This window comes from Enterobacter sp. SES19, assembly GCF_011765665.1.
Lineage (GTDB): Bacteria > Pseudomonadota > Gammaproteobacteria > Enterobacterales > Enterobacteriaceae > Enterobacter > Enterobacter pseudoroggenkampii.
This window is the reverse complement of the sequence record NZ_CP050320.1, coordinates 938,813-964,540: the sequence shown is the minus strand read 5'-3', so window position 1 is coordinate 964,540 and position 25,728 is coordinate 938,813. Positions and strand designations below refer to the sequence as shown.

Genomic DNA, 25,728 nt, shown 5'->3' with positions numbered 1-25,728 from the left:
GATATTAATGAAATAGCAGGGGTTCACAACGTGAAAAGAGTGGATGCGTTTTAAAGAATTTGCCCTCAAGGTATACATGGTGTTCACAAAGGCAACAAAATACTTATAAAACAATATATTAACCCATGAATACCAGCCTACATTTTGGGATTTCAGGTCTACACGGTATACATCATTCTGTTTAATAAACCATCAGATGATTAATGTGAGAATGAACACCATGTACACCCTGTGTATACCTGAAAGCAAGGTATACATGGCTTATTTCACTGATTTATATATAAATTATTCTCTCGATGTATACCATGTATACCTTTCTCCATATTTATCTGAACTTCATTCTTTATGACCGGCTACAGGATGCGTCTGAGGTAACCAGTCTTCCGCACTTTCCGAAAGTTCGACGTTAGTCACCATGCCACGGGCTCTGCGTTCCTTACGGTACTCGTGATTAAACTCCCTCATCGCGCTTTCCATCCCCTCTGCGAATTTATTCAGCGTCAGAGGTTTGTCGAAACCGTTGGCCTCAAGGAATGCCAGATAAGCGTGATAGAGATAAATTCGCGGATAGTGAGGCGGATTACGGTTTCCTACCATCATTCCCGCACAATCAGCCAGCCGCTCAAGGTGAGCGCAGAAGGCATATAGCGGATCTGTTTTCTGCTTCACCTCCAGTGCTTCTTCGCTGTTCCGTTGCTCCAGCAGCAGCGCCCGCGCTTTTTCCGGGTTCGCAAAGTTCGCCAGCAGCCGGCGAACAACCACCGGAATTTCAGCGGATATCTTTTCTGCCAGGTCGGGATCCTTATCCTCTTCGCTGACGCGCCGGTTAAACTGGAAAATTACGCGGCGCCGGGAAACGCCGCCGGCACGTTCGGTGAAAATCATCGGCGTATTGTTTGTGGCCACAACCACCGCCCGCAGAACGGCGGTGTACTGGTGCTCGTGTTTCGGGTCGATCTCCACGGCATCCCCGCCGGTTATCGCTTTTATCCCGGTGCCCTCTCCTGAATATTTGGGCTGATCAGGAAGCGTTATCATGCTTTTCCCGACGAACTGCGCCCGCCCACGCGCGCTGTCGAGCGCCGCCATGTTCCCGCTGGCGGTGTTATGCGCACCGGCCAGCATCGTGGCGATATGGGTAAAGACACTTTTCCCGCTGCCGCCCTCACCGGTTATCTCGAGGAACAACTGCCAGTCGTACCGGTTCGCCAGCACCATAAAGAGCGCAGCAGCGATACGCTGCATCTTAATTGCGTCTCTATCTGATGCGTAACTTAGCCATTTATGGAAGTTCGGCGCGTGGTCGCGGAGGTTTTCGCCCGGCACCGCCGGCGTGTAGGTCACGCCGTTATGGTTGGTCAGCCAGTTATCCTGGCTGTGTTCGGAGAAAACGCCGGTTTCCATATCGTAGACGCCATTAGCAAAGGGGATCAGGCTGCGCCGCGGCTCCCCCATTACCGGGATAACAATTTTCAGGGCGTCGATAACGTTGTTAATCGCGCGCTTGCTGAAGTTGGTTTTGTTCTCGTTGTAGATAGCCACCATTTCGCGGCTCAGCTCGAGCAGAGACGTTTTCTCCCAGATGCCGGCACGGTAGACGTACACGCCTTCGCTGTTTTCATTGATCGCAATGCCGGTGTAACGCGCGGCCAGTATGAGCGCCTTTTCGTTATCAGCCAGGTCGCGAAGGTTTACATCCGTCAGCGGTTTGCCGATCACCATGCTTTTGCCGGCTTCCGCATCGGCTTTGAGGCGCGGCAGCTGTGGCGTCCAGTCCTCCAGAAGCTGATAACCTTCAGAGTAGAATTGCGCGCGCTCCACGCCGGCCACCGCCAGCTTTGTAGCGAGAATGGTTATCTGCCGTTCGGTCAGATGCCCGCCACGACAAACGCGGGCATAGAGCCGGCCATCATCCACAATCCGGATATTCTCCAGCTCCGCCAGCTGCTTTTTATCCAGCACGACCGGCGGCACGGTGTCGCCAATCGGGTTCATTTCCTGCCATGCTTTAGCGAACGTCCAGGCATCGTCGCCGGCAAAGATAATTGACTCCTCCATGAGATCCGCCGGCTGCTTTTTAAGGTTTGGTGCATTCTTCATTTTCTGTTCCCTCGCTCCCTGATGATTTCCCGCATAACCCGAATTCGTTCGATGCCCTGTACCCGCATAATCCGATCGATATCTTTCTCGCCGGCAACCGGCGCGGAAGAAACAAATTCAAACTCCCGCACCAGTCTTTCGGGCGTACAAAAACACGGTGAGCTGTACCCTTCACGGCAATATGTCACTCTGTCGAATCGGTAACTTTCGATAATTACTATGTTGCCCCGACTGTCCTTCCATTTATCGCCCGGCCTGATTTCAGGGTGAGCGCGGCCACCAGCAGCTAAGCCGGAATTTTTAATCGTCATATTTTTTACCTCACGCCGCTGGCGGGATTACCTGATAACCAATTTTCCTCAGAAAGCGCGCGGCACTCTCCACCGTAAAAATGATCTCGTCGTCCAGAAGGGGGCGCATCGACTGCAACCCGTTCGACGTGTCCACCAGATAGCGACCACCGGCCGGAAAACTGAATACGTTTTTGCCGTCGGCCCGGCGAACCAGATCGTAAACAGGAGTCATAATTTCCCCTCCCCGTCCCTTAATAACTGTCTGGCAAAACAAAATCGCACACTATTTAATTGCGCAGGGATGTGATCGGCGAAAGCACCGAGACAGCAAATTGGGATAACCGTTGTCATACAGATACCTCCATGGCCAGACGGGATTGAATGGCGGAGGCCTTGCTGCCTAACTGGAGGTAAGTTCGGGTGATTGCCGGGTTACTGTGCCCGAGCATTTCAGAGGCGACCAGCAAACCCTGTTCGCCGCCGGCGGACATGAGATTAAAGGCGGCAATCTTGCGGCTGGAATAGGCACTCAGGCGCAGACGCGTGTTTACCACTCGGGTAAACCACACCATTACGTTGTGCAGTTTCTTCCAGATCGTCTGGCGGCTCACGCTACCTTCCAGAGACTGGCAACGGTTACTTTCAATCTGGCTGCGGGAAAATACCAGGTCGTCACCGATAAGATTGCGCTCCATGCGTTCCCGCAGTCGTTTGATGATGCCCGGCGGCAGCTGTTTGGTGTCGTGCTTCACTTCAGCCTTTGCCACCAGCTCAAACACGATCGCCTGTTCTTCTTCCGTCATGCCGGCGGCCAGCTCGTCGCAGCTCACGCTATCCCAGTGCATGTACCCAATGTGATCGCCAGCAAGCCGGGCAGCGTCCTTGCGCTGCTGGCGAACAATCTCGATCCCCTTCCGGGTCGCTCTGGCTTCCGCTGCTTTGGTCTGCTTCGCCACGATGATTGTTGCTATGCCGGTTTCCCAGTTGATGCAGGAGTAACGGAAGTTGCACACGTCGCTGGTACGCCAGCCGGTAACGGTAGCAATATCCCACCAGAGTAAAACCCATTCTGACTGGGTCTGCTGGATGCGTTCGCGCAGTTTGCGCTGCTCTTCCCGTTCGTAAACGGGGGTCATGGTGCGGGTACCTTTCGTGGTAGTAGCTCTTACCACGTTGCCGCGCAGCTCGCGGGCTTTAGCTGTCAAGGTCTGGAGGTTAAACATGGCTACCTCCCAGTTTCGCAACATCCAGTTCAAACGCGCCGCTGCTGTACTGATAAAGCGAACATTCAGAGCGAATTTTGGCGGCAAAGATAAGATCCCAGCGGGAATAAAACTCGCGGGCTTCTTGCTCACTGTCGGCAACGATGCGGATAACAACGGGAGTGCAGGTCCGGTCTTTCGGCGTACCGAGGAAAAGCCAGGTGAACTTGGGCAGTTTTTGGGTTGGGGTAGTAGCCATGTGGCAGCCTCCATACAGTGGTCTAGATAACCACCACCGGAAACGCCAATTTCACTGGTGGTGGACTGAGCAGGGTTGGCGTAACCGGACTGTATGGACTCCGGCGCGGATTTCTCCGCCCCCACCCAGCCCACCATAATTTTGCTAGCAGAGCGGTTTTGAACCACAACGCGTGAAAATAGGTGAGACGGATCAACGGCACAAAAAAAGACGCTTGGCGCGTCATGTGTCGCCATACAGTCATTCAGGACGCCAATCCTGGCACCAGATTTTGCCGGTGCTTTTAAAGCATACCCTTCAGCGGAATAACAAGGCAAGGAGTTTTTGGGGTGAGCGAAGCCCTGCCCCAGATGGGCATAAATGTTCTTCATGGCATTAACCTTTTCGAATTGTTTAGTGAGCTGTCGCGACAAACTTATTTTGAGTGCTCAACATCGCAAGAGCACGCAAGTTATTCACGAACTCAATTTTTTTCATCCGTTAAAGGGCGAACTTCAGTAAACGGCTCATGACAATCTTCGCCTAACAGCTCGGGCTGATACTTACGCCATAGCTGGCTCTCCTCCCGCACAAGAGCCTCTTTTACTGCCTTACACTGCTGCAACTTATACCCGCGTTTGCTGGCCTCCTGCTGATAAGCAGCCATGCGCCGGCTGTAGTCATTCAGGAACACGAACGGCACACCATAAGAGCCAGTTATGCGGATAGAAGGGATAACCTCGCGAAATACCCAATTACTGAAACGATGGGCGAATGTGCCCGGCGTAATAGCTTTACGGCTGCGGGCGATCAGCTTGTAGAAACCAGATTCAGAGACAGCGCTATGATTTGGGTTCCCGCGAATACCGTAAGTTAAAGTTACGGTATTTCTCTCGTCATCATCCAGAGCCTGCAACGCCATGCGCGAATTGGATAGTTCCAGCGCCGCGCAAACATCTTTTGCAACGAACCACGGTTCACCGTTGATCTTAACAATACGGACTTTCGCGGCCTCAAATTTAATGACCGAAATATCATCACTGCTGTTTTCTGGGTGAGTAAGACCCTGCCCGGCACGGGCATTTTTGATAGTCATATTAGTTTTCCCCGGGCTAAGTTACAGTTGTGGCTTTGTGGAAATTAACGCATCACGCTCTTCGATCCTCTGGCTTATCCATTCGTCAATTTCACTTTCAACAAATGCGATAGATCGGGCTCCAATTTTAACTGATTGTGGAAAGCGATTTTCTTTAAGGAGACGATAGATCCACGCTTTGCTATAGCCTGTTCGTTTCTGTACTTCTGCAAATCTAATTAATGAATAAGACATATATACCTCGTGTCGTCTAATGAAGTTCACGAGAATAATTTAATCAGAACTAGAACTATGATTGTGGAAACCGATATAAGATTGTTGGAAGGGATGACAGATAGCCTACAGGCCATAAAATCGTTTTTTTAAGTGCGTTTGGAAATGACTAAAGCATGAACGCGAGACTTTGGAAGTTGAGACCCGCGTTCACATTAACTTTGGAAATGCTAACCATCGCTTTCTGGAAATGTGACTTCCAAAGCCTCCTTTATGAGGTTTGTCATCTGTTTTTCCGTCACTACCATCCCTTGATATCCCAGAGTAGCCAGGTTCTGTGCAACCGCACGAGCAATTGCCAGTTTGTTCAGGCGCTCACCATTTCGATAGCTCTTACTTGATTTTTCGAGGGCGATAGCCATACCTGCAATCATCATCAATGCAGTGTTTTTACCAGGGAACTCCCCCCATTGATCTAGATAGACCTGATTTGTTTGTTCATTTACAGTTGGTTGCTGTAAGGGTAAAGGCCAGGTGAAATTATGTTCTGTAACCCATTTTTCAACCTCACTACGCACGAGCATACAATCACGCCGATCATGATCCATGTTATCGTAGTGGGAAATATCCCTTGCGGTTAGTTTTGAATTATCAATCGCATCCCAGAGAGATTCTTTATAAGCTTCATATTCGTGAGATTTTTCACCTGTAATATTTTCTCTTGGATTTGCGCCAACAATTAAACGTGCAGAGTCACTAAGAGAGATGCTATCTCTTGAAAGATATGGAACAAGCCAACTTGGTAAATTTTTCTTTAACCCAATGTTATATTCCAATAAATTATCATGCAGATTAAGGCCTAACGTTTTCTCAATCTCTGAACGATTAAATCCTATAAAATCAAATGAATTCATAGCATCACCTTAAAATGGAATATCATCATGAAAATTGAGATCTGAAGAGCTAGAGGTTTGCTCTTGGCCTTCTTGTGTCATAGATGGAGTCCATCCCTCGTAAGGAGGTTCATCCATAGTAGGGTTTGCCATAACACTGCTAAGCATTTCATAGGCACTAAAAGAAGGATCACCGAAGGTTGGTCGTCTGGTGATTCCACGAGAGTCTTGTATTAATAGATTCGGCGCGTATTCTTGTTCTTCATCAAGTTTAATGATTATCCAATTTGCGATTTGATCCCTTGTCATATCAGGGAATTTTGCCTCAATTCGAGCAATCAATTCCCTAATGCTTATAAACTGCTGTTTTTTTGCTTTGAGCTCTACTGCTGGATTAAGCATACGCCACCTCGCGTCCTCTATCTGGTGGCATTGCCAGCCCGCAGAGGTGCGCGGGTTTTCGGTGATCAGCCTAGACAATGCCTAATTATTGTTCGTCTACTGAAGTCTACTACTGTCAATTAGCACTGTCTATACATACAGTTAAGCGCTTTTCCCAAACGTTCCGTGCACTACATTTTCGCCGTTTTCCAACGCCTCCATATAGTCGGCATACCACTGGAGCATTTCGCGGCGGCCATCCAGATACTGGGCGTGGTTGTACGTTCCTCGTATAGAGTTTTTGTCGACGTGTGCCAGTTGCGTTTCAATCCACGCGGTGTTGTAGCCTTGTTCGTGCAGGATGGTACTCATGGTGTGCCGGAAACCGTGTCCGGTGACTTTTCCGTTATAGCCAATCCGCTTAAAGACTTGGTTTATGCTGGCTTCACTCATTGTTTTTCGCGGATCGTTACGGCCTGGGAACACAAGCGGGTAATTGCCTGTTAGCTCTTGGATCTGACCAATAAGCGTAAGAGCTTGCCTGGACAATGGCACCACATGAGGGCGACGCATTTTCATGCGTGAGGCGGGTATTTCCCAGACCGCCTTACTGATATTGATTTCATCCCAAAATGCCCCACGGAGTTCGCCGGGACGCAATCCGGTGATAATCAGCAAACGAGCAGCCAAAACTACTAACTCGCTTCCTGAATATCCTGACAACGCATTGAAGAAATCAGGCAATTCTTTAGGTGTGAGGAAAGGAAAATGATTGGACTCGTGCCCTTGCATCGCGCTGGTGAGATCCGGGGCGGGGTTATACTCAGCTCGACCGGTGACTATTGCGTAACGGAAAACTTCCCCACAGCGCTGCCTAACTTTTCTTGCCTTTTCGGTAGCGCCGCGCCCCTCAATGCGCCGCAGCACATTCAACAGTTCAAGCGGTTTGATTTCGGCTATTGGTTTTTTGCCAATGTATGGGAACACATCTTTATTGAAGGCTTCGAGTATGTCTGAAGCATAACCAGCAGACCATTTTTTTAGTTTGCTGCTGTGCCATTCAAGGGCAATATCTTTGAAGGTGTTGTTTAACTGAATTTCACGGGCAATCTTCTCCTCCCGTTTCGCTTCCATAGGATCGATACCCCCAGCGATACCCCTTTTGGCTTCTTCACGTTTTGCCCGAGCATCGGCCAATGTGACATCAGGATATACGCCAAGCGCTAACAACTTCTCTTTGCCGGCTACACGATACTTGAGCCGCCAGTATTTGCCGCCATTAGGTTTAATCAGGAGATACAAACCACCACCATCAGCCAGCTTGTAAGGCTTATCTTTAGGTTTGGCGGCATCCACCTGCCGGGCGTTTAGTTTCACTTGGGGGTACCTCCTCTAGACCGAACAGCATATACCCCCATAAGTACCCCCAAACGACCGTAGATTTCAGGGAACTTTAGTAGACGTAGAAATACCAAAAGGGGCTGTAAAGCGCAGAGTATAAGGGGTTTCAGTGAACTTTAGTAGACTTGGGGAGACGTTAGAATGGTGCCGATAATAGGAGTCGAACCTACGACCTTCGCATTACGAATGCGCTGCTCTACCAACTGAGCTATATCGGCCCTGAGAGGCCGGTTACGAGTGTAACCACGGGGCAAAAGGTTAGATCTATCCGGGTGATGCGTCAATGCCCTTTTGAATCAAACGGCTACTTTTGCATCACCCGTTATTATTTACGCACGAATCGTATCGTCGCCGAAGCCGATCCACTTGTACGTGGTCAGCGCTTCCAGCCCCATCGGACCGCGCGCGTGCAGTTTTTGCGTACTGACCGCCACTTCTGCGCCCAAACCAAACTGTCCACCGTCGGTGAAGCGGGTAGAGGCATTCACATAGACCGCAGAGGAATCCACTTCGTTCACGAAGCGATCGGCATTGCGCAGGGTGCGCGTCAGGATCGCGTCAGAATGCTGCGTGCCGTGTTCACGGATGTGCGCAATGGCGTCGTCGAGATCGGCAACGATTTTCACGTTCAGATCCAGTGACAGGAACTCATCGTCGTACTGCTCCGCGTTGACGGGAACGACGTTAGCCGGGCCTTCCTGAAGCAGTGCGAGCGCACTGGCGTCAGCATGCAGCGTCACGCCGCTCTCTGCCATCTGTTTGCTCAGGGCCGGCAGGAAGGTGTTCGCAATATCCTGATGCACCAGCAGCGTTTCTACGGTGTTACAGGTGCTTGGACGCTGGGTTTTCGCGTTAACGATAATCTTCAGCGCCGGTGCAATCTCAGCGCTGTCGTCGACCACGATGTGACACACTCCAATACCGCCGGTGATCACCGGAATCGTCGACTGCTCGCGGCACAGCTTGTGCAGGCCCGCGCCGCCGCGTGGGATCAGCATGTCGATGTATTTATCCATGCGCAGCATCTCGTTGACCAGCGCGCGGTCTGGGCTCTCGATCGCCTGTACGGCACCCGCCGGTAAGCCACACTCCTCCAGCGCCTGCTGAATGACTTTTACCGTTGCGGCGTTGGTGCGCCAGGTCTCTTTCCCACCGCGCAGAATAGCGGCGTTGCCGGTTTTCAGGCACAGGGAGGCGACATCCACCGTCACGTTTGGACGGGCTTCATAAATAACGCCGATAACGCCGAGCGGCACGCGGCGGCGCTCCAGGCGTAAACCGCTGTCGAGCAGCCCGCCGTCGATCACCTGCCCTACCGGGTCGGCCAGATTGCAGACCTGACGAACATCGTCGGCGATGCCTTTCAGGCGTGCCGGATTCAGCGCCAGACGGTCGAGCATCGCTTCGCTCAGACCGTTGCGACGCGCTTCCAGTAAATCCTGCTCGTTAGCGAGCAAAATCTCCTGGGACTGTGATTCCAGATAATCAGCGATTTTTTCCAGCACGCGGTTTTTCTCGCGGCTGGAAAGGAGCGCCAGTTTGTAAGAGGCGGCCTTCGCGGCGGCGCCCATTTGTTCCAGCATGTTCTGGCTCCTTAACGAATAATCATGTCATCGCGATGCACGGCAACCGGACCATATTCATAGCCCAGAATGGCGTCGATCTGCTGTGAGTGGTGACCCGCGATGCGGCGCAGGGCATCGCTGTTATAACGGCTTACGCCGTGGGCGATGTCGCGGCCTTCGAGGTTACGGATACGGATCACTTCACCACGGGAGAAGTTGCCTGTCACGCTTTTAATTCCTTTAGGAAGTAATGAACTTCCTCGTTCCAGAATCGCGGCGGTTGCTCCTTCATCGACGACGAGTTCGCCCGCAGGCGGCGCGCCAAATATCCAGCGTTTACGGTTTTCCAGCGGGGATTCCTGAGCGTGGAAGCGGGTGCCGACGGAGATGCCTTCCATCACGTCACCAATCACGCCTGGGCGGCTGCCCGCCGCAATGATGGTGTCGATACCGGCGCGGCACGCCACGTCAGCGGCCTGCAGCTTGGTCCCCATGCCGCCCGTTCCGAGGCCGGACACGCTGTCACCGGCGATGGCGCGCAGCGCATCGTCGATACCGTGAACGTCGGTAATCAGCTCGGCATCCGGGTTAGAGCGCGGATCGGCAGTGAACAGCCCCTGCTGATCGGTCAGAAGCAGTAATTTATCGGCACCGGCCAGAATGGCGGCCAGCGCAGAGAGGTTATCGTTATCGCCTACTTTGATTTCAGCGGTAGCAACGGCATCGTTCTCGTTAATGACCGGAACGATATTGTTGTCCAGCAGCGCGCGCAGGGTATCGCGGGCGTTCAGGAAGCGCTCTCTGTCTTCCATATCCGCACGCGTCAGCAGCATCTGCCCGACGTGGATGCCATAGATAGAGAACAGCTGTTCCCAGAGTTGAATGAGTCGGCTTTGCCCCACGGCGGCCAGCAGCTGTTTGGAGGCTATCGTCGCGGGGAGTTCGGGGTAACCCAGGTGTTCACGCCCGGCGGCAATCGCCCCGGAGGTCACAATCACAATACGATGCCCTGCGGCATGTAACTGAGCGCACTGACGTACAAGCTCAACAATGTGGGCGCGATTTAGGCGGCGCGATCCGCCTGTTAAAACACTGGTACCGAGTTTTACCACCAGCGTCTGGCTGTCACTCATGATTCTCTGCCGTTCAACGATAAGGGAAAGTAATGTCGAACGAACGTTTTAGCAGGAGTCAGCCCCGTTGCCAACTGCCTTAGCACATCGCGAAACACTTTGTTGCGCGGGATCAGGAAGCGTAGCGGGACAATTTGACACTTTTATTACCGAAATAATAAATCACAGTTTTTTAAAATTATTCTTAGTTTGTCATAAAAGTTTCATTCCAGAACGATAAAACCCTTCCTGTTTTTTCACGGGACTTAAGCATGAGCTTATCGTCCAGCGAATTTTTTAGCGCGTTTATAAGACAGGATCGAAAATGAAAAAGAGCACTCTGGCATTAATGGTTATGGGCGTAGTGGCTTCTGCATCCGTTCACGCAGCTGAAGTTTATAATAAAGATGGTAATAAGCTGGACGTGTACGGCAAAGTGAAAGCCATGCACTACATCAGCGATGATGCCACCAAAGATGGCGATCAGACTTACGTTCGTTTCGGTTTTAAAGGCGAAACCCAGATTAACGATCAGCTGACGGGCTATGGCCGTTGGGAATCTGAATTTGCAGGTAACAAAGCCGAGAGCGACTCCTCTCAGAAAACCCGTCTGGCGTTCGCGGGCCTGAAGCTGAAAAACTTTGGTTCTCTGGATTACGGTCGTAACCTGGGTGCCCTGTATGACGTTGAAGCATGGACCGACATGTTCCCTGAGTTCGGCGGCGACTCTTCCGCGCAGACCGATAACTTCATGACCAAGCGTGCGACCGGTCTTGCTACCTACCGTAACACCGACTTCTTCGGCGCGGTTGACGGTCTGGACATGACCCTGCAGTACCAGGGCAAAAACGAAAACCGTGACGCCAAGAAACAGAACGGTGACGGTTTTGGTACCTCTCTGACCTATGACTTCGGCGGCAGCGATTTCGCCGTCAGCGGCGCTTACACCAACTCTGACCGCACCAATGCGCAGAACCTGTTGGCACGTGGCCAGGGTCAGAAAGCCGAAGCCTGGGCTACCGGTCTGAAATATGACGCGAACGATATTTATCTGGCAGCGATGTATTCAGAAACCCGTAATATGACGCCAATTTCTGGCGGGTTTGCCAATAAAGCGCAGAACTTTGAAGTGGTCGCACAATATCAGTTCGATTTCGGTCTGCGTCCGTCCCTGGGTTATGTCCAGTCTAAAGGCAAAGATATCGAAGGTATTGGTGACGAAGATCTGGTGAAATACATTGACGTTGGCGCGACCTATTACTTCAACAAAAATATGTCCACCTTTGTTGATTATAAAATCAACCAGATTGACGACAAAAATAAACTGGGCGTGAGCAGCGATGACATCGTTGCCGTGGGTATGACCTACCAGTTCTGATGATGCGAAATAAAAAAACCGGCCTAGTGCCGGTTTTTTTATTTCAGGGATTAATGCGGTCTGGTGCCCTCTCCCACGGGGAGAGGGAGAAAACCATCATTTTTTGTAGGCCGGGTAAGGCGAAGCCGCCACCCGGCGCTGGGACGCCATCAGGCAGTCAGCTTCACCGCTTCACTGGAAAAGTTATCTGCGGGCTCGAGCTTGAGATCCAGAGTCGCCAGCAGTGCACGAGCCTTATCATGGAACTCTTTTAGCGTATATTCCAGGCGGTCAATCACTTCCTGATCTTTAATAGAGGTCGCCTGCCAGTTGCCGTCTTTATTAAACAGGCCAAACTGGTAGCTATACGTAAAGCGTTTTTCCTCTGCTTCCATTTCCATCCACCAGCCCCAGAATTCACGTTTTTCGGGTGCAGGCTTCACGTTGACGCATACAGCCAGGCAGTCGAAAAAAAAGCGATTCTCTTCACACTGCTCTTCTCGAATATACGGGCCGAGAGCCATAAACTTCTTAATCAGTCTACTTTTCGGGTGTCCACTCGGTAACGTCATTGCGATCTCCTTTTGTGAAGCCACTGTTTTACCAAACCAGCAAAATTTAGCAATCTATTAACACAATCTCTGAGCGATCCAGCGCGTAATCTCTTTCAGCGCTTTATCGAAATTCTGATAGACCGGGCTGAACGGCACTTCTAGCAATTTGCCATCCGCAGATGACGACGTGATTAAGCGCGACTCTTCTTCAGGACTGAACGGATCGTTTTTCCAGAATCCCGACAGCATCGGCGTTGGGCAGCGGCGTCCCAGCAACCCTTGCGTTTTTAACGAGTAGCGATTGAGCTCAACGCGCAGCGCTTCGTCTGATGCATCATGCATGCCAAGACGGCTGGCCAGCACATCAAGATACATTTCAGGCACGCTCCCCTGACGTGCGGGATCGCTGAGCAGGGCGTGAACGACCGGACCAAGGCAGGCGACGGCTTTCAGGCGAGAAGATTCAAGGTAAGCCAGACGCACCGCGACGTTGGCACCAAAGCGGAAGCCAAATGCCGCCACGCGGGTGTGGTCGACCCACGGAATGTTTTCCAGCGCTTTTAGCGCATGCTGGTGCAGCAGACTGGAATCCTGAGTCAGCTTCCATTTGGAGGAGAAGCCGATAGAGGGCATATCCAGCGTCAGCATGGCGATCCCTTTTGGTGCGAAGTAACGCTCATACAGGCTGTAGTAATCGATCTGCAACGAATCCAGCCCACCGCACATAAGGACGGTCGGGAACGGGCCTTCACCTTCAGGCATATGCAGGAACCCGGTAATGGATGACCCACCCGGAATGGTAAACTCGAGTTCGCGCATCTGGCCCGGCAGGCGTTGAGCCGCCTCTTCATAGGCGCGATTCGCCAGCGCCTGTGCCTGCTCGGCCAGCTCATCACCTTTCAGATGTGGATACGCGGCAATAGCGTAGAGATTGGCCGCATGCAGCCAGTGCTTGCCGCTGCGCGTGGCATCCTCTTCCTGGCTGGCTTTTTGCTGCCAGAGCATCGCCTGTTTAGACCATTCATAGATCCAGTTTCCACCCCGGTAACCCACCACCGTATCATAGAGTTCGCTGTCGGTACGCTCGGCTTCACTCATCACGATACGTGCCTGCACATCAAGGATTTCACGGGGGTCGATACCGCGCCAGACCCACATCAGGCGGTTAATCATACGATACCAGTGGGGCACGTTTTTACCGTCTAACGCGGACTGGACGGCAGGCTGGGTACCCGGATTAAAGCGACGCACCAGCGTCGACGTTTCAGGGTGTTTGAAACGGGGTTTGAAAAGTGTCTCGGTGAGATTCGCCTGCGTCATTGCGTTGCCTCCATGAATACGTCATATGAAGACTATTGTAACGCGTGGCAGGCCAAAAAGAACAACGCCCGGCATTGCCGGGCGTGTAAAGTTACGTACTGGGATTAACGGCCTGAAATCGGCGGTACGAAGACCACGCCCATATCCCATGGCTGTTCAATCCAGGTATCCTGCGGGATATCAATCACGTAATCGTCAACCAGCGGGCGGCCTGCAGGTTTCGCGAAGATAGTGACGAAATGTGCTTTCGGATACATTTCGCGGATAGCGACCGCAGTACCGCCGGTATCTACCAGGTCATCAATCACGATGAAACCTTCACCGTCGCCTTCCGCGCGTTTCAGCACGGTCAGCTCACGCTGGTTGTCATGGTCATAGCTGGAGATGCAAACGGTATCGACATGACGAATACCCAGCTCACGTGCCAGCAGCGCCCCCGGTACCAGACCGCCACGGCTGACGGCAATAATGCCTTTCCACTGTTCGGAAGGCATCAGACGCGCAGCCAGTTTGCGTGCGTGAATCTGCAACATGTCCCAGGTGACGACGTATTTTTCGCTCATGTGAAGTGTCCCAGCCTGTTTTTATACGGCTTAAAAAGTGTTCGAGGGGGAAATAGGTTGCGCGAGATTATAGAGATCTGGCGCACTAAAAACCAGTGTTTAGCGCCCTCTGCCTGTGTTTTTACATGCTTTATGCTACCAGCCAGCAGAGAAAGTGGTATTCTCAGTTTCATCTCGCAAGCCTGACTTGTGGTAACTATTAACCTGCTAACCCTGTGACCTGCAACCCTGTTTGCAGCGCCTCGACAAGGAGACTTATCGTGTCTGAACTGTCTCAACTATCTCCGCAGCCGCTGTGGGATATTTTTGCCAAAATCTGCTCCATTCCACACCCTTCCTACCATGAAGAACAGCTTGCCGAACATATTATGGGCTGGGCGAAGGAAAAAGGTCTGCATGCGGAACGTGACCAGGTTGGCAACATTCTGATCCGCAAACCCGCCACCGCAGGCATGGAAAACCGCAAACCGGTTGTGCTGCAGGCGCACCTGGACATGGTGCCACAGAAGAACAACGACACCGTTCACGACTTCACTAAAGATCCTATTCAGCCGTACATCGACGGCGACTGGGTGAAAGCACGCGGCACCACCCTGGGCGCGGATAACGGCATCGGTATGGCCTCTGCGCTGGCGGTACTGGCTGACGACAGCGTTGAGCACGGTCCACTGGAAGTGCTGCTGACCATGACCGAAGAAGCAGGAATGGACGGCGCGTTCGGTCTGCAGGCGAACTGGCTGCAGGCGGATATCCTGATCAACACCGACTCTGAAGAAGAAGGTGAGATCTACATGGGCTGCGCGGGCGGGATTGATTTCATCTCTACCCTGCCGCTGTCACGCGAAGCGATTCCTGCCGGTTTCCAGACCTTCAAGATGACGCTGAAAGGTCTGAAAGGCGGCCACTCCGGCGGCGATATTCACCTGGGTCTGGGCAACGCCAACAAGCTGCTGGCGCGCTTCCTGGCAGGCCATGCGGCTGAGCTGGATCTGCGTCTGGTTGATTTCAACGGCGGTACCCTGCGCAACGCGATCCCACGCGAAGCCTTCGCCACAGTGGCAGTACCGGCGGCAAAAGCCGACGAGCTGAAAAAACTCTCCACCGTGTACCTGGATATCCTGAAAAACGAACTGTCAGCGAAAGAGAAGAACCTGACCGTGGTGCTGGAATCCGTCTCCACGGATAAAGCCGCGCTGACCGCGAAGTCTCGTGACACCTTCGTTCAGCTGCTGAACGCGACGCCAAACGGCGTGATCCGCAACTCTGACGTGGCGAAAGGCGTGGTGGAAACCTCACTGAACGTGGGCGTGGTGACCATGAGCGACGACAGCGCGGAAATCATCTGCCTGATCCGCTCCCTTATCGACAGCGGTAAAGAGTACGTGGTGAGCATGCTGGAATCTCTGGGCACGCTGGCGGGCGCGAAAACGTCTGCAAAAGGCAGCTACCCGGGCTGGCAGCCGGATGCAAGTTCTCCGGTGATGGCGCTGGTGCGTGAAACCTATCAGCGTCTGTTCAACAGCACCCCGAACATTCAGGTGATCCACGCCGGTCTGGAATGTGGTCTGTTCAAGAAGCCGTATCCGGATATGGACATGGTATCTATCGGGCCAACCATTACCGGTCCACACTCGCCGGATGAGCAGGTTCATATCGAAAGCGTTGGCCATTACTGGACGCTGCTGACGGAACTGCTGAAAGCGATCCCCGTTAAGTAATTCCCTCACCCCAGCCCTCTCCCAAAGGGAGAGGGTGAAAAACGCAGGCCCGGTAAGCGTAGCGCACCGGGCTTTTTTACAATCCTAATACCAGCTGTCGCTCTAACTGCGGATCCAGCAGCGTGACGTGCAATCCCACCAGCCTCACCCCTCGCCCGCCCCGGCGTTCTTCCCATGCCTTTTTTGCCGTCGCGATAAGATCGTCTTTATTCAGTCGCGGCCAGACGTGTTCCTGCGTGGTCTGCTGGAAGTCGTTGAATTTTAATTTGATACCCTGACGGGCAATGAGCAGGTCCGGCTTCACCTTGCTTAAGCGTCGCTCCAGCTCCGGGTAAAGCTGTTCCGTAATTATGGTTTCGCATTCGGACCAGTCATGAATATCTTCAATGAGGGTGCGCTCAACGCCGACGGATTTCCGTAGCCGTTCGCTGTTCACATCGCGATCGTCAATCCCCTGGCTGCGCTCCCACAGCACGCGGCCAAACTTCCCAAAGCGCTTCAGCAGCATGGCGAGGTCGCTTCGCTGTACGTCTTCGCAGGTCCGTAGCCCCATGCTTTCCAGCTTTGCGGCGGAGACTTTCCCGACGCCGGGGATTTTACCGAGCGGTAGCGTTTTCAAAAACGCAGGTACCTCTTCCGGCGTGATGACGTACTGGCCGTTGGGCTTATTTAAATCGGAGGCGATTTTGGCGAGGAATTTAACGGGCGCGACCCCCGCCGATGCCGTCAGATTCAGCTCGTTGAAAATCGTCTGGCGGATCTCCTGCGCCATCAGCGTGGCGGAGCCGTGGCAATGCACGCTGTCGGTCACATCGAGATAGGCTTCGTCCAGCGACAGCGGCTCTATCAGAGAGGTATAGCGGGAGAAGATTTCCCGAATATGCAGGGAAGCCTCTTTATAGGCGTCGAACCGCCCGGGCAGAAGTATGAGATGAGGGCAAAGCTTTAAGGCCATCGCCGTCGGCATGGCGCTGCGCACGCCAAATTTGCGCGCAGGATAGTTGGCGGTGCTGATGACACCACGCTGCACGCGGCTGCCGCCAATGGCGATGGGAATATCCCGCAGCGCCGGGTTGTCACGCATCTCCACTGCGGCAAAAAAGCAGTCCATATCGACATGGATTATTTTGCGCATAGTAAGCCCTCACTCATTACTGGATAAGTATACAGTAAATGAATGAGGATTGAGAAGTGTGCGTGGGAATTGTCGGGTGGCGGCTTCGCCTTACCCGACCAGGAAGACTAAATAATGCGCTGCTGCTCGCGGGCCATTCTTTTTTTCCGCGCATCGCACGGTTCCGGGCAGTCGCAGACCTTTTCCATCCCAATGGAGGAAATACCGCCGCAGCTGCCCTGAATGCTTTTCCGTTTAACGATCCAGCCTAACGACATGCCGAAGATGACAAGCACAAAAACCACAAAGGTTGCCAAAAACGTCAGCATCATCAGCCTCCAAAATCATCGAGCATGATATTCTCATCTTCGACGCCGAGATCTTTCAGCATCTTAATCACGGCGGCGTTCATCATCGGCGGACCACACATATAGAACTCGCAGTCCTCGGGCGCCGGGTGCTGTTTGAGGTAGTTTTCATACAGCACGTTGTGGATGAACCCCGTATAGCCCGTCCAGTTATCTTCCGGCTGCGGATCGGAGAGCGCCACATGGAAGGTAAAGTTCGGGTTTTCACGCGCCAGCTGTTCAAACTCGTCGTCATAGAACATTTCGCGCAACGAACGCGCCCCGTACCAGAAGCTGATTTTACGCTTGCTGCCGAGCCGCTTGAGCTGGTCAAAAATGTGCGAGCGCATCGGGGCCATACCGGCACCGCCGCCGATAAAGACCATTTCCGCATCGGTATCTTTCGCAAAGAACTCCCCGAACGGACCGGAGATGGTCACCTTATCTCCCGGCTTCAGAGACCAGATGTATGACGACATCACGCCCGGCGGTGCATCCGGCACATTCGGTGGCGGCGTGGCGATACGCACGTTGAGCATGATGATGCCCTTCTCTTCCGGGTAGTTGGCCATCGAGTAGGCGCGCAGCGTCGACTCTTTTACCTCGGATACAAAACGGAAGAGATTGAATTTGTCCCAGTCGGCGCGGTACTCCTCAGGCACGTCGAAGTCCGCATACGCCACGGTATGCTCAGGACACTCAATCTGAATGTAACCCCCGGCGCGGAACGGAACATCTTCCCCTTCCGGTACCCGCAGCTTCAGCTCTTTAATAAAGGTGGCTTTGTTATCATTAGAGATAACCTCGCACTCCCATTTTTTAACGCCGAAGATCTCTTCCGGCAGCTCAATTTTCATGTTCTGGCGCACCGCAACCTGACAGGCCAGACGACAGCCCTCTTTTGCCTCACGCTTAGTGATATGCGCCAGCTCGGTGGGCAAAATATCGCCACCGCCCTCTTTTACCGTCACGCGGCACTGCCCGCAGGAGCCGCCGCCGCCGCAGGCTGAGGAGACAAAAATACCGTTACCGGAGAGCGTGTTGAGCAGTTTATCTCCCGCAGGCGTGCGGATCTGATTCTGCGGATCGTCATTAATATCAATCACCACGTCGCCGGAATTCACCAGCTTCGCGCGCGCCGCCAGAATGAGTCCTGACAGCACCAGTACAATCAGCGTGAACATCACCACGCCAAGAATAATTTCCATCTGTTAGCCCTTATAGCTGCACACCGGAGAAGGACATAAAGCCCAGCGCCATCAGCCCGGTGGTGATAAAGGTGATCCCTAAGCCACGCAGACCCGCAGGCACGTTGGCATATTTCATTTTCTCGCGGATCCCCGCCATGGTGACAATCGCCAGCATCCAGCCGATGCCGGAACCAAAACCGTACACCACGGATTCACTGAAGTTGTAATCACGCTGAACCATAAACGAGACGCCGCCAAAGATGGCGCAGTTCACCGCGATCAGCGGCAGGAAGATCCCCAGCGCGTTGTACAGCGACGGGAAGTACTTATCGAGGATCATTTCGAGGATTTGCACCAGCGCTGCGATCACCCCGATAAAGGTGATGAAGTTCAGGAAGCTGAGATCAACTCCTTCCACCAGCGCGCCGTCCCGCAGCACGAAGTTGTACACCAGATTGTTAATCGGAACCGAAAGTCCCAACACAACGGTGACCGCCACCCCCAGGCCAAATGCCGTGGAGACCTTTTTAGACACGGCCAGGAACGTACACATGCCGAGGAAAAACGCGAGCGCCATGTTTTCAACAAACACCGCGCGCACAAACAAACTCAGGTAATGAGCCATCGTCGGTTACTCCTTTTCCTGCTGTTCTGGCTTCAGCGTACGAATCAGCCAGATCAGCAAACCGATAATGAAAAATGCGCTAGGGGCCAACAGGAACAGGCCGTTTGGCAGATACCAGCCGCCGTTCTGCACCGTGTCCAGCACCGTGATGCCAAACAGCTTGCCGCTGCCAATCAGCTCGCGCAGGAACCCCACGGTCAGCAGGATCGCGCCGTAGCCCAGGCCGTTGCCGATACCGTCCATAAAGCTCGCCAGCGGCGGCATTTTCATGGCGTAGGCTTCCGCACGCCCCATGACGATACAGTTGGTGATGATCAGCCCGACAAACACCGAGAGCTGTTTGGAGGTTTCATAGGCGAAGGCGCGCAGCAGCTGATCGACCACGATCACCAGCGAGGCGATAATCGCCATCTGCACGATGATCCTCACGCTGTTGGGAATGTGGTGGCGGATCATCGAGATAAACATGCTCGAAAACGCCGTGACCAGCGTGACGGCCAGCGTCATCACCACCGCCGTTTCCAGCTTGGTCGTTACCGCCAGGGCCGAACAGACGCCCAGCACCTGCAGCGTGATCGGGTTATTGGCGAGCAGTGGGCCAATGAGCACCTTTTTCACTTCTTTCAGTTCACCGGTATCAGCCATTGTTCAGCGCTCCTTCACGTACGTTTTTCAGGAAAGGACCAAAGCCCAGCTCGCCCATCCAGAAATCAAAACTGTGCTGCACCCCGTTTGAGGTGAGCGTGGCGCCGGAAAGCCCGTCGACGGCGTAGTCGTCACCGGGACGTGCCGCCCCTTTCATCACCTTCAGCGCAGGCAAACCGTTATCGTCGAGCACTTTCTTGCCGACAAACTGTGCCCGCCAGTTCGGATTTTCCACTTCGCCGCCCAGCCCCGGCGTTTCGCCCTGGTCATAATACGTAATGCCTTTAACGGTGCGGCCATCCGTATCCAGTGCCACAAAGGCATACATCATTGACCACAGGCCGTTGCCGTAGACAGGAAGCACCACTTCCTGAATGCGTTTTTGGGGGTCACGCACCAGGTAAATTTCGGCCAGGTTGCTGCGGCGCTTAATCCCGGCCAGATCTTGCGATGCCTCGAGCGTCACGCTCATCTGCGGATCTTTCAGCGCCAGCGCCTGGTTGAAGGTTGCCGGGTCTTTATCCAGCAGTTCACCCGTTTTTAAATCCACCAGCCGCGCGGAAATACGTTCGGCAAAGACGGCCGAAACGTCGTCTGCGCTCATTCCTTCCTGCATCAGCCCGGCCACGGCCAGAATGTTGCGCTGTTTATCCAGCGCGCGTTGCTCCTGCTGCAGGGGTTTTAACCCCACGGCAGAACCGGCCACGACGATGGAACAGACCAGACAGAGCACCAGCACCACCAGCAGCGTTTTGCTGATGCTGTCGTTATTTTTTACTTCAGCCACGCGCCTTCCTCCGCTTGATGTTGGCCCGCACCACCAGGTAGTCGAACAGCGGCGCAAACAGGTTGGCAAACAGAATGGCCAGCATCATCCCCTCCGGATAGGCCGGGTTGACCACGCGGATCAGGACGCACATCGCGCCAATGAGCACGCCATAGCTCCATTTACCTTTGTCTGTAAACGAGGCCGAGACCGGGTCCGTCGCCATGAACATCATGCCGAACGCGAAGCCCCCCAACACCAGATGCCAGTACCACGGCATGGAGAACATCGGGTTGGTAGTAGAACCAATAACGTTGAACAGGGTGGCGGTCAGCACCATGCCGATCATCACGCCCGCCACAATCCGCCAGGAGGCCACACGTCCGAAAAGAATGATCGCCCCGCCAAGCAAAATCATCAGCGTCGAGACTTCACCGATGGAGCCCGGAATGCTGCCAATAAAGGCATCAAGCCAGGTGACTGGCTGACCCGTCGCGTTGTTCACCAGCGTTTCGCCACCATGGGCCGCCCACTGTGAAAGCGGCGTCGCGCCGGAAAAACCGTCTGCCGCCGTCCAGACCAGGTCGCCCGAGATTTGCGCCGGATAGGCAAAGAAGAGGAACGCACGGCCCGCCAGCGCCGGGTTAAGGAAGTTCCGCCCGGTGCCGCCGAAGATCTCTTTGGCAATCACCACGCCGAAACTGATGCCCAGCGCCGCCTGCCAGAGCGGTAAGGTTGGCGGGACAATCAGGGCAAACAGAATCGAGGTCACGAAGAAGCCTTCGTTGATCTCGTGTTTACGGATGATGGCAAACAGCACTTCCCAGAAACCGCCCACGATAAATACCGTGAGGTAAATCGGCAGGAAGAACACCGCGCCCAGCGTCATCATGCTGATCCAGCCCGCGTCTGCAGCGAAGCTCACCCCTAACGACTGGGCCAGACGGTAGTGCCAGTCAGACTGGAGCACCTGCGCCAGCTGCTGCGCATCGTACATGTGGTGCAGCGCCGGAATGGTCTGCAGGCCAACGTTGTACATTCCCCAGAACATCGCCGGGAAGACCGCAAACCACACCAGGATCATCATCCGTTTGAGGTCGATGGCGTCGCGAACGTGCGCCGCGCCTTTCGTCACCAGCCCCGGCGTGTAGAAAATGGTCGCCGTTGCTTCATACAGCGGGTAGTACTTTTTGAGCTTCCCTTCGGTAAAGTGCGGCTCAATTTTTTCAAAGAGGTGTTTTAAGCCCATCGGTTATCCTTCCTGCTCAATGCGGGTTAACACCTCGCGCAATACCGGTCCATATTCGTATTTGCCCGGACAGACATAGGTACAGAGCGCCAGATCTTCTTCGTCAAGCTCCAGACAGCCCAGCGCCTGCGCGCTGTCGGTATCACCGGCGAGCAGATCGCGCAGCAGCATGGTCGGCAGAATATCCAGCGGCATGACGCGCTCGTAGTTACCAATCGGGACCATGGCGCGCTCGCCACCGTGCGTACTGGTCGAGAAGCTAAACAGCTTATTACGCAGGAAATGGCCCAGCGTGGTGCGGGTGACGGAATATTTTTCCGCACCGGGCAGCACCCAGCCGAACAGCTCTTTCTCACGCCCTTCCTGCACAATGCTGACCTGCAAATGGAAACGTCCCAGATACGCGTGTGCATTGGCAGCATGGCGTCCGCTGAGGACCGAACCGGAAATCAGGCGGTTTTCACCCTCTTTGGTTTCCCCCACCAGCAGTTCATTGATGTCTGCGCCCAGCAGCGTCTTCACCAGGCGCGGGTGTGCAGCCTGCGGCCCGCCGATGGCAACGATCCGTTCAGCGCAGAGTTCACCCGTAGTAAAAAGCTTACCGATGGCGATGACGTCCTGATAATTCAGATGCCAGACCCGTTTCGTCAGGCTTACCGGCTCAAGAAAGTGGATGTGCGTTCCGACCAGACCCGCCGGATGCGGGCCAGCAAACTCATTAAACGTGACCTGCCCCTGCGGATGCCCGCCAAGCTTGCCGCCGCTGGCCTGGCAAACGTGGACTTTCCCTGACGTGAGGCGGGTTAAAACGGTCAATCCGGCATCGAAGGCTTTGCGCTGTGCCAGGATAACCGGCTGCGGATCCACACTAAGCGGATTGGTGTCGATGGCCGTGACGAAAATCGCGGCCGGTTCCGTGCCCGGAACAGGGGATTTGCTGAAGGGACGCGTACGAAGCGCGGTCCATAAACCGGACGCCAGAAGCTGAGCCTGAACGGCGTCACGGCTCAGCGACGCGAGGTCTGCGGCATCGTAATGGGCGAATTCACGCTGTTCGTTGCCTTCAATGCGAATAACCACCGACTGCAGAACGCGTCGTTCGCCACGGTTAATCGCCACAACGGTGCCACTTGCGGGGGCCGTGAACACCATGCCGGGATTTTTTTTGTCCTCAAAGAGCGCCTGTCCTTTGATCACGCGATCGCCTTCCTGTACCAACATAGAAGGTCGCATTCCCAGGTAGTCATCGCCCAAAATGGCGACATGATGGACGCTTGCGCCTGTCGAAACGTGCTGCGCGGGCACGCCTGCAATCGGCAGATCAAGTCCTTTTTTTATTTTAAACATGTGGTTAGCAGGTTTCCATGAACAACAATCCAGTGGCCGCGAAGTGTAACATTTTCCCCTTCTCGCGGGCAGGGAATCCGCCGTAGCGCGTGCCAAATTGCGAGCTAATGCGCAAAGTTCCTGGAGCCATCGCGATTTTGATGGTTTATAAAGTAAAACTAATTTGTAAACTCACCGCCCGGCTCTTGCGAAAATCTATAGCGGTGCTAATGTGAGCGCTCCTAACAGAATAATCTGATTTCGGGTCTCTTTTGCCGTCCTGGCAAGTTGGTCATGGTTTTATCAAGGAACTAGTAGTATGCGTAAAATCGCATTGTTCATTGCGATGCTTCTGATTCCGTGCATGTCGTTTGCCGGACTGCTCAGCAGTAATAGCTCAACGACGCCGGTCAGCAAGGAATATAAACAGCAGTTAATGGGATCGCCGGTTTATATTCAAATCTTCAAGGAAGAACGCACTCTCGATCTGTTTGTGAAAATGGGCGAGACCTATCAGCTGCTTGATAGTTACAAAATTTGTAACTACTCCGGCGGGCTGGGGCCAAAACAGCGTCAGGGCGACTTCAAAAGTCCGGAAGGGTTCTACAACGTTCAGCGCAGCCAGCTCAAGCCTGACAGCCGCTTCTATAAAGCCATTAACATCGGCTTCCCGAATGCCTATGACCGTGCTCACGGTTATGAAGGTAAATACCTGATGATCCACGGTGCCTGCGTGTCTATCGGCTGTTATGCGATGACCGATTCCGGCATTGATGAGATATTCCAGTTCGTGACCGGCGCGCTGGTCTTTGGACAGCCTAGCGTACAGGTCAGCATCTATCCGTTCCGCATGACGGACGCCAACATGGCGCGTCACAAGTACTCATACTACGCGGATTTCTGGAAACAGCTGAAGCCAGGTTACGACTACTTTGAGCAGACCCACAAGCCGCCGGTGGTCTCTATCGTAGATGGCCGTTACGTGGTCAGCAAACCGCTGAGCCACGAAGTCGTCCATCCACAGCTGGCGTCAAATTACACGGTCCCCGAGACAAAATAGCACCCACTCGCCTGGCATAATCTTTTGCCAGGTTTCGTTGCCCGTCAGCGGCTGCGTTGCAATGACTGTGACCACATCGTTCGGTGTGGTCTCCTTCTGAAAGTCTATCTCCACATCCTGATCCAGCAGCGTCGCCACGCCAAACGGCGCACGGCGGGTGATCCAGAACAGATTCGTCGAGCAGAACGCCATCACATAGCGGCCGTCAGAGAGCAGCATGTTGAACACGCCTTTTTCGCGCAGCTCGGTCGCCAGCGTCGCGATGTATTTGAACACGGCAGCCATGTTGCCGGGCGTGCGGGGATAGCGCTCCGTCAGCTTGTGCAGCAGCCAGCAGAAGGCTTTTTCGCTATCCGTTTCGCCGACCGGGCGGAAATTGCCCGTCTCCAGCGACTTATAGCCCGTGAGTTGCCCGTTGTGCGCGTAGGTCCAGTTACGGCCCCACAGCTCGCGGGTAAATGGATGGGTATTTTCCAGCGCCACTTCGCCACGGTTAGCCTGACGGATGTGGGCGATCACCGAGCGGGACTTGATGGGATAGTCCTGCACCAGTTTGGCAATCGGTGAGTTAAAGCTGGGCTGTGGATCTTTGAACGTGCGACACCCTTTGCCTTCGTAGAAGGTGATGCCCCAGCCGTCTTTATGCGGCCCGGTTCCTCCACCGCGCTGAACCAGCCCGGTGAAACTAAAGCAGATATCGGTTGGCACATTGGCGCTCATCCCGAGCAGTTCGCACATACGTCACCTCCACAACAGCGGGGGCAAGAGTGCCCCCAGCGAAGTCTTACTTAACCATCTCTTTTTCGATCAGCTGGATCAGGATGTGGATCACTTTGATGTGAATTTCCTGAATGCGGTCAGCATAACCGAAGTGCGGAACGCGGATTTCAACGTCCGCCGTACCGTCCATCTTACCGCCATCTTTGCCGGTCAGGGTGATGACTTTCATCCCTTTTTCACGCGCGGCGGCGATCGCTTTGATCACATTGCCGGAGTTGCCGGAGGTAGAAATCCCCAGCAGCACGTCGCCTTCACGGCCTACCGCTTCAACGTAGCGGGAGAAGATGTGATCGTAACCGAAGTCGTTGCCTACGCAGGAGATGTGGCTCACGTCTGAAATCGCAATCGCCGGGTAGCCCGGGCGGTTTTCGCGATAGCGTCCGGTCAGCTCTTCTGCAAAGTGCATCGCGTCGCAGTGGGAACCGCCATTACCGCAGGAGAGCACTTTGCCACCGGCTTTGAAGCTGTCGGCCAGCAGGACCGCTGCGCGCTGAATAGCGTGAATATTGGCATCATCTTTCAGAAAGTTCGCCAGCGTTTCCGCCGCTTCGTTCAGTTCGTTACGAATAAGATCCTGGTACATGAGGATAATCCTTCAGTATTGATGAAATAACACAGTG

28 protein-coding genes, 1 tRNA gene and 1 pseudogene are annotated in these 25,728 nt (G+C 53.8%); 3 read left to right on the top strand and 27 right to left on the bottom strand.

Going from position 1 to position 25,728, the window contains the following annotated elements:
- Positions 1–336: 336 nt before the first annotated feature.
- The 14 genes and pseudogenes from GXP72_RS04495 to proB form a co-directional block, all read right to left on the bottom strand.
- A complete protein-coding gene (locus GXP72_RS04495) occupies positions 337–2,100 on the bottom strand; it encodes a primase-like DNA-binding domain-containing protein (RefSeq protein WP_208763529.1) in 1,764 nt (587 codons plus the stop codon).
- The gene (locus tag GXP72_RS04490) at positions 2,097–2,411 is read right to left on the bottom strand and encodes a DUF4222 domain-containing protein (protein WP_006809968.1); all 315 of its coding nucleotides are present in this window, start codon (positions 2,409–2,411) and stop codon (positions 2,097–2,099) included. The genes GXP72_RS04495 and GXP72_RS04490 overlap by 4 nt, the downstream gene beginning before the upstream one ends.
- Positions 2,412–2,421: 10 nt before the next feature.
- Positions 2,422–2,625, bottom strand: a complete 204-nt coding sequence (locus GXP72_RS04485) for a hypothetical protein (RefSeq protein WP_006809969.1) — start codon at positions 2,623–2,625, stop codon at positions 2,422–2,424.
- A gap of 115 nt (positions 2,626–2,740) precedes the next feature.
- The gene (locus GXP72_RS04480; protein WP_208763896.1) at positions 2,741–3,616 is read right to left on the bottom strand and encodes a tyrosine-type recombinase/integrase; all 876 of its coding nucleotides are present in this window, start codon (positions 3,614–3,616) and stop codon (positions 2,741–2,743) included.
- Positions 3,609–3,854 (bottom strand): host cell division inhibitor Icd-like protein, encoded by a 246-nt coding sequence (locus GXP72_RS04475; RefSeq protein ID WP_089591343.1) that lies wholly within the window; start codon positions 3,852–3,854, stop codon positions 3,609–3,611. Before GXP72_RS04475 ends, GXP72_RS04480 begins: the two co-directional genes overlap by 8 nt.
- Before the next feature lie 47 nt (positions 3,855–3,901).
- Positions 3,902–4,090 (bottom strand): annotated as a pseudogene (locus GXP72_RS22550) (ash family protein); the annotation flags it as partial.
- A gap of 227 nt (positions 4,091–4,317) precedes the next feature.
- Complete coding sequence (locus GXP72_RS04465) at positions 4,318–4,929, bottom strand: BRO family protein (protein ID WP_208763528.1); 612 nt, start codon at positions 4,927–4,929, stop codon at positions 4,318–4,320.
- A gap of 21 nt (positions 4,930–4,950) precedes the next feature.
- Positions 4,951–5,163, bottom strand: coding sequence for an AlpA family transcriptional regulator (locus GXP72_RS04460; protein ID WP_074143186.1), 213 nt, complete (start codon positions 5,161–5,163; stop codon positions 4,951–4,953).
- Between the two features lie 209 nt (positions 5,164–5,372).
- Complete coding sequence (locus GXP72_RS22545; RefSeq protein WP_244319938.1) at positions 5,373–6,056, bottom strand: hypothetical protein; 684 nt, start codon at positions 6,054–6,056, stop codon at positions 5,373–5,375.
- A gap of 9 nt (positions 6,057–6,065) precedes the next feature.
- Positions 6,066–6,437, bottom strand: coding sequence for a hypothetical protein (locus tag GXP72_RS04450; protein WP_208763527.1), 372 nt, complete (start codon positions 6,435–6,437; stop codon positions 6,066–6,068).
- Between the two features lie 141 nt (positions 6,438–6,578).
- Entirely contained in the window at positions 6,579–7,793 is a 1,215-nt protein-coding gene (locus GXP72_RS04445) for an integrase arm-type DNA-binding domain-containing protein (protein ID WP_087924312.1), read from the bottom strand.
- 166 nt (positions 7,794–7,959) lie between these two features.
- Positions 7,960–8,035, bottom strand: a tRNA-Thr gene (locus GXP72_RS04440).
- A gap of 111 nt (positions 8,036–8,146) precedes the next feature.
- Entirely contained in the window at positions 8,147–9,400 is a 1,254-nt protein-coding gene (gene proA, locus GXP72_RS04435) for a glutamate-5-semialdehyde dehydrogenase (RefSeq protein ID WP_208763526.1), read from the bottom strand.
- An 11-nt stretch (positions 9,401–9,411) separates the two neighbouring features.
- Complete coding sequence (gene proB, locus GXP72_RS04430) at positions 9,412–10,515, bottom strand: glutamate 5-kinase (RefSeq protein ID WP_061715910.1); 1,104 nt, start codon at positions 10,513–10,515, stop codon at positions 9,412–9,414.
- Positions 10,516–10,819: 304 nt separating this feature from the next.
- Here proB and phoE point away from each other — a divergent pair, with 304 nt between their 5' ends.
- Entirely contained in the window at positions 10,820–11,872 is a 1,053-nt protein-coding gene (gene phoE / locus GXP72_RS04425; RefSeq protein ID WP_032646978.1) for a phosphoporin PhoE, read from the top strand.
- Between the two features lie 149 nt (positions 11,873–12,021).
- Here phoE and crl read toward each other — a convergent pair whose 3' ends face one another.
- The 3 genes from crl to gpt all read right to left on the bottom strand — a co-directional run bounded on the left by crl (position 12,022) and on the right by gpt (position 14,288).
- Entirely contained in the window at positions 12,022–12,423 is a 402-nt protein-coding gene (gene crl, locus GXP72_RS04420; RefSeq protein WP_024909470.1) for a sigma factor-binding protein Crl, read from the bottom strand.
- A gap of 57 nt (positions 12,424–12,480) precedes the next feature.
- Positions 12,481–13,725, bottom strand: a complete 1,245-nt coding sequence (frsA, locus tag GXP72_RS04415; RefSeq protein ID WP_024909469.1) for an esterase FrsA — start codon at positions 13,723–13,725, stop codon at positions 12,481–12,483.
- A 104-nt stretch (positions 13,726–13,829) separates the two neighbouring features.
- On the bottom strand, positions 13,830–14,288 hold the full coding sequence (gene gpt / locus GXP72_RS04410) for a xanthine phosphoribosyltransferase (protein WP_010427903.1): 459 nt from the start codon (positions 14,286–14,288) through the stop codon (positions 13,830–13,832).
- A 260-nt stretch (positions 14,289–14,548) separates the two neighbouring features.
- On the opposite strand from gpt, the gene pepD reads away from it, so the two are divergent.
- The gene (gene pepD, locus GXP72_RS04405) at positions 14,549–16,006 is read left to right on the top strand and encodes a cytosol nonspecific dipeptidase (RefSeq protein WP_208763525.1); all 1,458 of its coding nucleotides are present in this window, start codon (positions 14,549–14,551) and stop codon (positions 16,004–16,006) included.
- Positions 16,007–16,082: 76 nt separating this feature from the next.
- Here pepD and dinB read toward each other — a convergent pair whose 3' ends face one another.
- The 8 genes from dinB to GXP72_RS04365 all read right to left on the bottom strand — a co-directional run bounded on the left by dinB (position 16,083) and on the right by GXP72_RS04365 (position 23,289).
- Positions 16,083–17,141: a DNA polymerase IV gene (dinB, locus tag GXP72_RS04400; RefSeq protein WP_208763524.1), complete on the bottom strand. Its 1,059-nt coding sequence runs from the start codon at positions 17,139–17,141 to the stop codon at positions 16,083–16,085.
- 107 nt (positions 17,142–17,248) lie between these two features.
- On the bottom strand, positions 17,249–17,452 hold the full coding sequence (gene nqrM / locus GXP72_RS04395) for a (Na+)-NQR maturation NqrM (RefSeq protein WP_023615899.1): 204 nt from the start codon (positions 17,450–17,452) through the stop codon (positions 17,249–17,251).
- Positions 17,452–18,675 (bottom strand): NADH:ubiquinone reductase (Na(+)-transporting) subunit F, encoded by a 1,224-nt coding sequence (gene nqrF, locus GXP72_RS04390; protein ID WP_208763523.1) that lies wholly within the window; start codon positions 18,673–18,675, stop codon positions 17,452–17,454. The genes nqrM and nqrF overlap by 1 nt, the downstream gene beginning before the upstream one ends.
- 10 nt (positions 18,676–18,685) lie before the next feature.
- Positions 18,686–19,282, bottom strand: coding sequence for an NADH:ubiquinone reductase (Na(+)-transporting) subunit E (gene nqrE, locus GXP72_RS04385; RefSeq protein ID WP_023334613.1), 597 nt, complete (start codon positions 19,280–19,282; stop codon positions 18,686–18,688).
- A 6-nt stretch (positions 19,283–19,288) separates the two neighbouring features.
- Positions 19,289–19,927 (bottom strand): NADH:ubiquinone reductase (Na(+)-transporting) subunit D, encoded by a 639-nt coding sequence (locus tag GXP72_RS04380; protein WP_024909466.1) that lies wholly within the window; start codon positions 19,925–19,927, stop codon positions 19,289–19,291.
- Positions 19,920–20,714 carry a Na(+)-translocating NADH-quinone reductase subunit C gene (locus tag GXP72_RS04375; protein ID WP_208763522.1) on the bottom strand — a complete coding sequence of 265 codons (795 nt, stop codon included), beginning with the start codon at positions 20,712–20,714 and terminating at the stop codon, positions 19,920–19,922. Before GXP72_RS04375 ends, GXP72_RS04380 begins: the two co-directional genes overlap by 8 nt.
- Positions 20,707–21,942: an NADH:ubiquinone reductase (Na(+)-transporting) subunit B gene (locus GXP72_RS04370; RefSeq protein WP_208763521.1), complete on the bottom strand. Its 1,236-nt coding sequence runs from the start codon at positions 21,940–21,942 to the stop codon at positions 20,707–20,709. The genes GXP72_RS04375 and GXP72_RS04370 overlap by 8 nt, the downstream gene beginning before the upstream one ends.
- Positions 21,943–21,945: 3 nt before the next feature.
- On the bottom strand, positions 21,946–23,289 hold the full coding sequence (locus GXP72_RS04365; protein WP_208763520.1) for a Na(+)-translocating NADH-quinone reductase subunit A: 1,344 nt from the start codon (positions 23,287–23,289) through the stop codon (positions 21,946–21,948).
- A gap of 298 nt (positions 23,290–23,587) precedes the next feature.
- On the opposite strand from GXP72_RS04365, the gene dpaA reads away from it, so the two are divergent.
- Entirely contained in the window at positions 23,588–24,328 is a 741-nt protein-coding gene (dpaA, locus tag GXP72_RS04360; RefSeq protein ID WP_024909462.1) for a peptidoglycan meso-diaminopimelic acid protein amidase, read from the top strand.
- On the opposite strand, the gene GXP72_RS04355 is transcribed toward dpaA, so the two are convergent.
- Together GXP72_RS04355 and lpcA are read right to left on the bottom strand one after the other, a co-directional pair.
- On the bottom strand, positions 24,299–25,066 hold the full coding sequence (locus GXP72_RS04355) for a class II glutamine amidotransferase (RefSeq protein ID WP_008500262.1): 768 nt from the start codon (positions 25,064–25,066) through the stop codon (positions 24,299–24,301). The genes dpaA and GXP72_RS04355 overlap by 30 nt on opposite strands.
- Positions 25,067–25,112: 46 nt before the next feature.
- Positions 25,113–25,691, bottom strand: a complete 579-nt coding sequence (lpcA, locus tag GXP72_RS04350) for a D-sedoheptulose 7-phosphate isomerase (protein ID WP_010427884.1) — start codon at positions 25,689–25,691, stop codon at positions 25,113–25,115.
- Between the last annotated feature and the right edge of the window lie 37 nt (positions 25,692–25,728).

Coding starts and splice junctions, on each gene's coding strand:
- GXP72_RS04450 (WP_208763527.1), bottom strand. CDS start 6,437: ATGCTTAATCCAGCAGTAGAGCTCAAAGCAAAAAAACAGCAGTTTATA.
- proA (WP_208763526.1), bottom strand. CDS start 9,400: ATGCTGGAACAAATGGGCGCCGCCGCGAAGGCCGCCTCTTACAAACTG.
- GXP72_RS04480 (WP_208763896.1), bottom strand. CDS start 3,616: ATGTTTAACCTCCAGACCTTGACAGCTAAAGCCCGCGAGCTGCGCGGC.
- GXP72_RS04475 (WP_089591343.1), bottom strand. CDS start 3,854: ATGGCTACTACCCCAACCCAAAAACTGCCCAAGTTCACCTGGCTTTTC.
- frsA (WP_024909469.1), bottom strand. CDS start 13,725: ATGACGCAGGCGAATCTCACCGAGACACTTTTCAAACCCCGTTTCAAA.
- GXP72_RS04460 (WP_074143186.1), bottom strand. CDS start 5,163: ATGTCTTATTCATTAATTAGATTTGCAGAAGTACAGAAACGAACAGGC.
- GXP72_RS04485 (WP_006809969.1), bottom strand. CDS start 2,625: ATGACTCCTGTTTACGATCTGGTTCGCCGGGCCGACGGCAAAAACGTA.
- gpt (WP_010427903.1), bottom strand. CDS start 14,288: ATGAGCGAAAAATACGTCGTCACCTGGGACATGTTGCAGATTCACGCA.
- lpcA (WP_010427884.1), bottom strand. CDS start 25,691: ATGTACCAGGATCTTATTCGTAACGAACTGAACGAAGCGGCGGAAACG.
- GXP72_RS04355 (WP_008500262.1), bottom strand. CDS start 25,066: ATGTGCGAACTGCTCGGGATGAGCGCCAATGTGCCAACCGATATCTGC.
- GXP72_RS04365 (WP_208763520.1), bottom strand. CDS start 23,289: ATGTTTAAAATAAAAAAAGGACTTGATCTGCCGATTGCAGGCGTGCCC.
- nqrM (WP_023615899.1), bottom strand. CDS start 17,452: ATGATGCTGACGTTTTTGGCAACCTTTGTGGTTTTTGTGCTTGTCATC.
- nqrE (WP_023334613.1), bottom strand. CDS start 19,282: ATGGCTCATTACCTGAGTTTGTTTGTGCGCGCGGTGTTTGTTGAAAAC.
- GXP72_RS22545 (WP_244319938.1), bottom strand. CDS start 6,056: ATGAATTCATTTGATTTTATAGGATTTAATCGTTCAGAGATTGAGAAA.
- crl (WP_024909470.1), bottom strand. CDS start 12,423: ATGACGTTACCGAGTGGACACCCGAAAAGTAGACTGATTAAGAAGTTT.
- proB (WP_061715910.1), bottom strand. CDS start 10,515: ATGAGTGACAGCCAGACGCTGGTGGTAAAACTCGGTACCAGTGTTTTA.
- GXP72_RS04370 (WP_208763521.1), bottom strand. CDS start 21,942: ATGGGCTTAAAACACCTCTTTGAAAAAATTGAGCCGCACTTTACCGAA.
- GXP72_RS04380 (WP_024909466.1), bottom strand. CDS start 19,927: ATGGCTGATACCGGTGAACTGAAAGAAGTGAAAAAGGTGCTCATTGGC.
- GXP72_RS04495 (WP_208763529.1), bottom strand. CDS start 2,100: ATGAAGAATGCACCAAACCTTAAAAAGCAGCCGGCGGATCTCATGGAG.
- GXP72_RS04490 (WP_006809968.1), bottom strand. CDS start 2,411: ATGACGATTAAAAATTCCGGCTTAGCTGCTGGTGGCCGCGCTCACCCT.
- nqrF (WP_208763523.1), bottom strand. CDS start 18,675: ATGGAAATTATTCTTGGCGTGGTGATGTTCACGCTGATTGTACTGGTG.
- phoE (WP_032646978.1), top strand. CDS start 10,820: ATGAAAAAGAGCACTCTGGCATTAATGGTTATGGGCGTAGTGGCTTCT.
- dinB (WP_208763524.1), bottom strand. CDS start 17,141: ATGCGCAAAATAATCCATGTCGATATGGACTGCTTTTTTGCCGCAGTG.
- dpaA (WP_024909462.1), top strand. CDS start 23,588: ATGCGTAAAATCGCATTGTTCATTGCGATGCTTCTGATTCCGTGCATG.
- GXP72_RS04465 (WP_208763528.1), bottom strand. CDS start 4,929: ATGACTATCAAAAATGCCCGTGCCGGGCAGGGTCTTACTCACCCAGAA.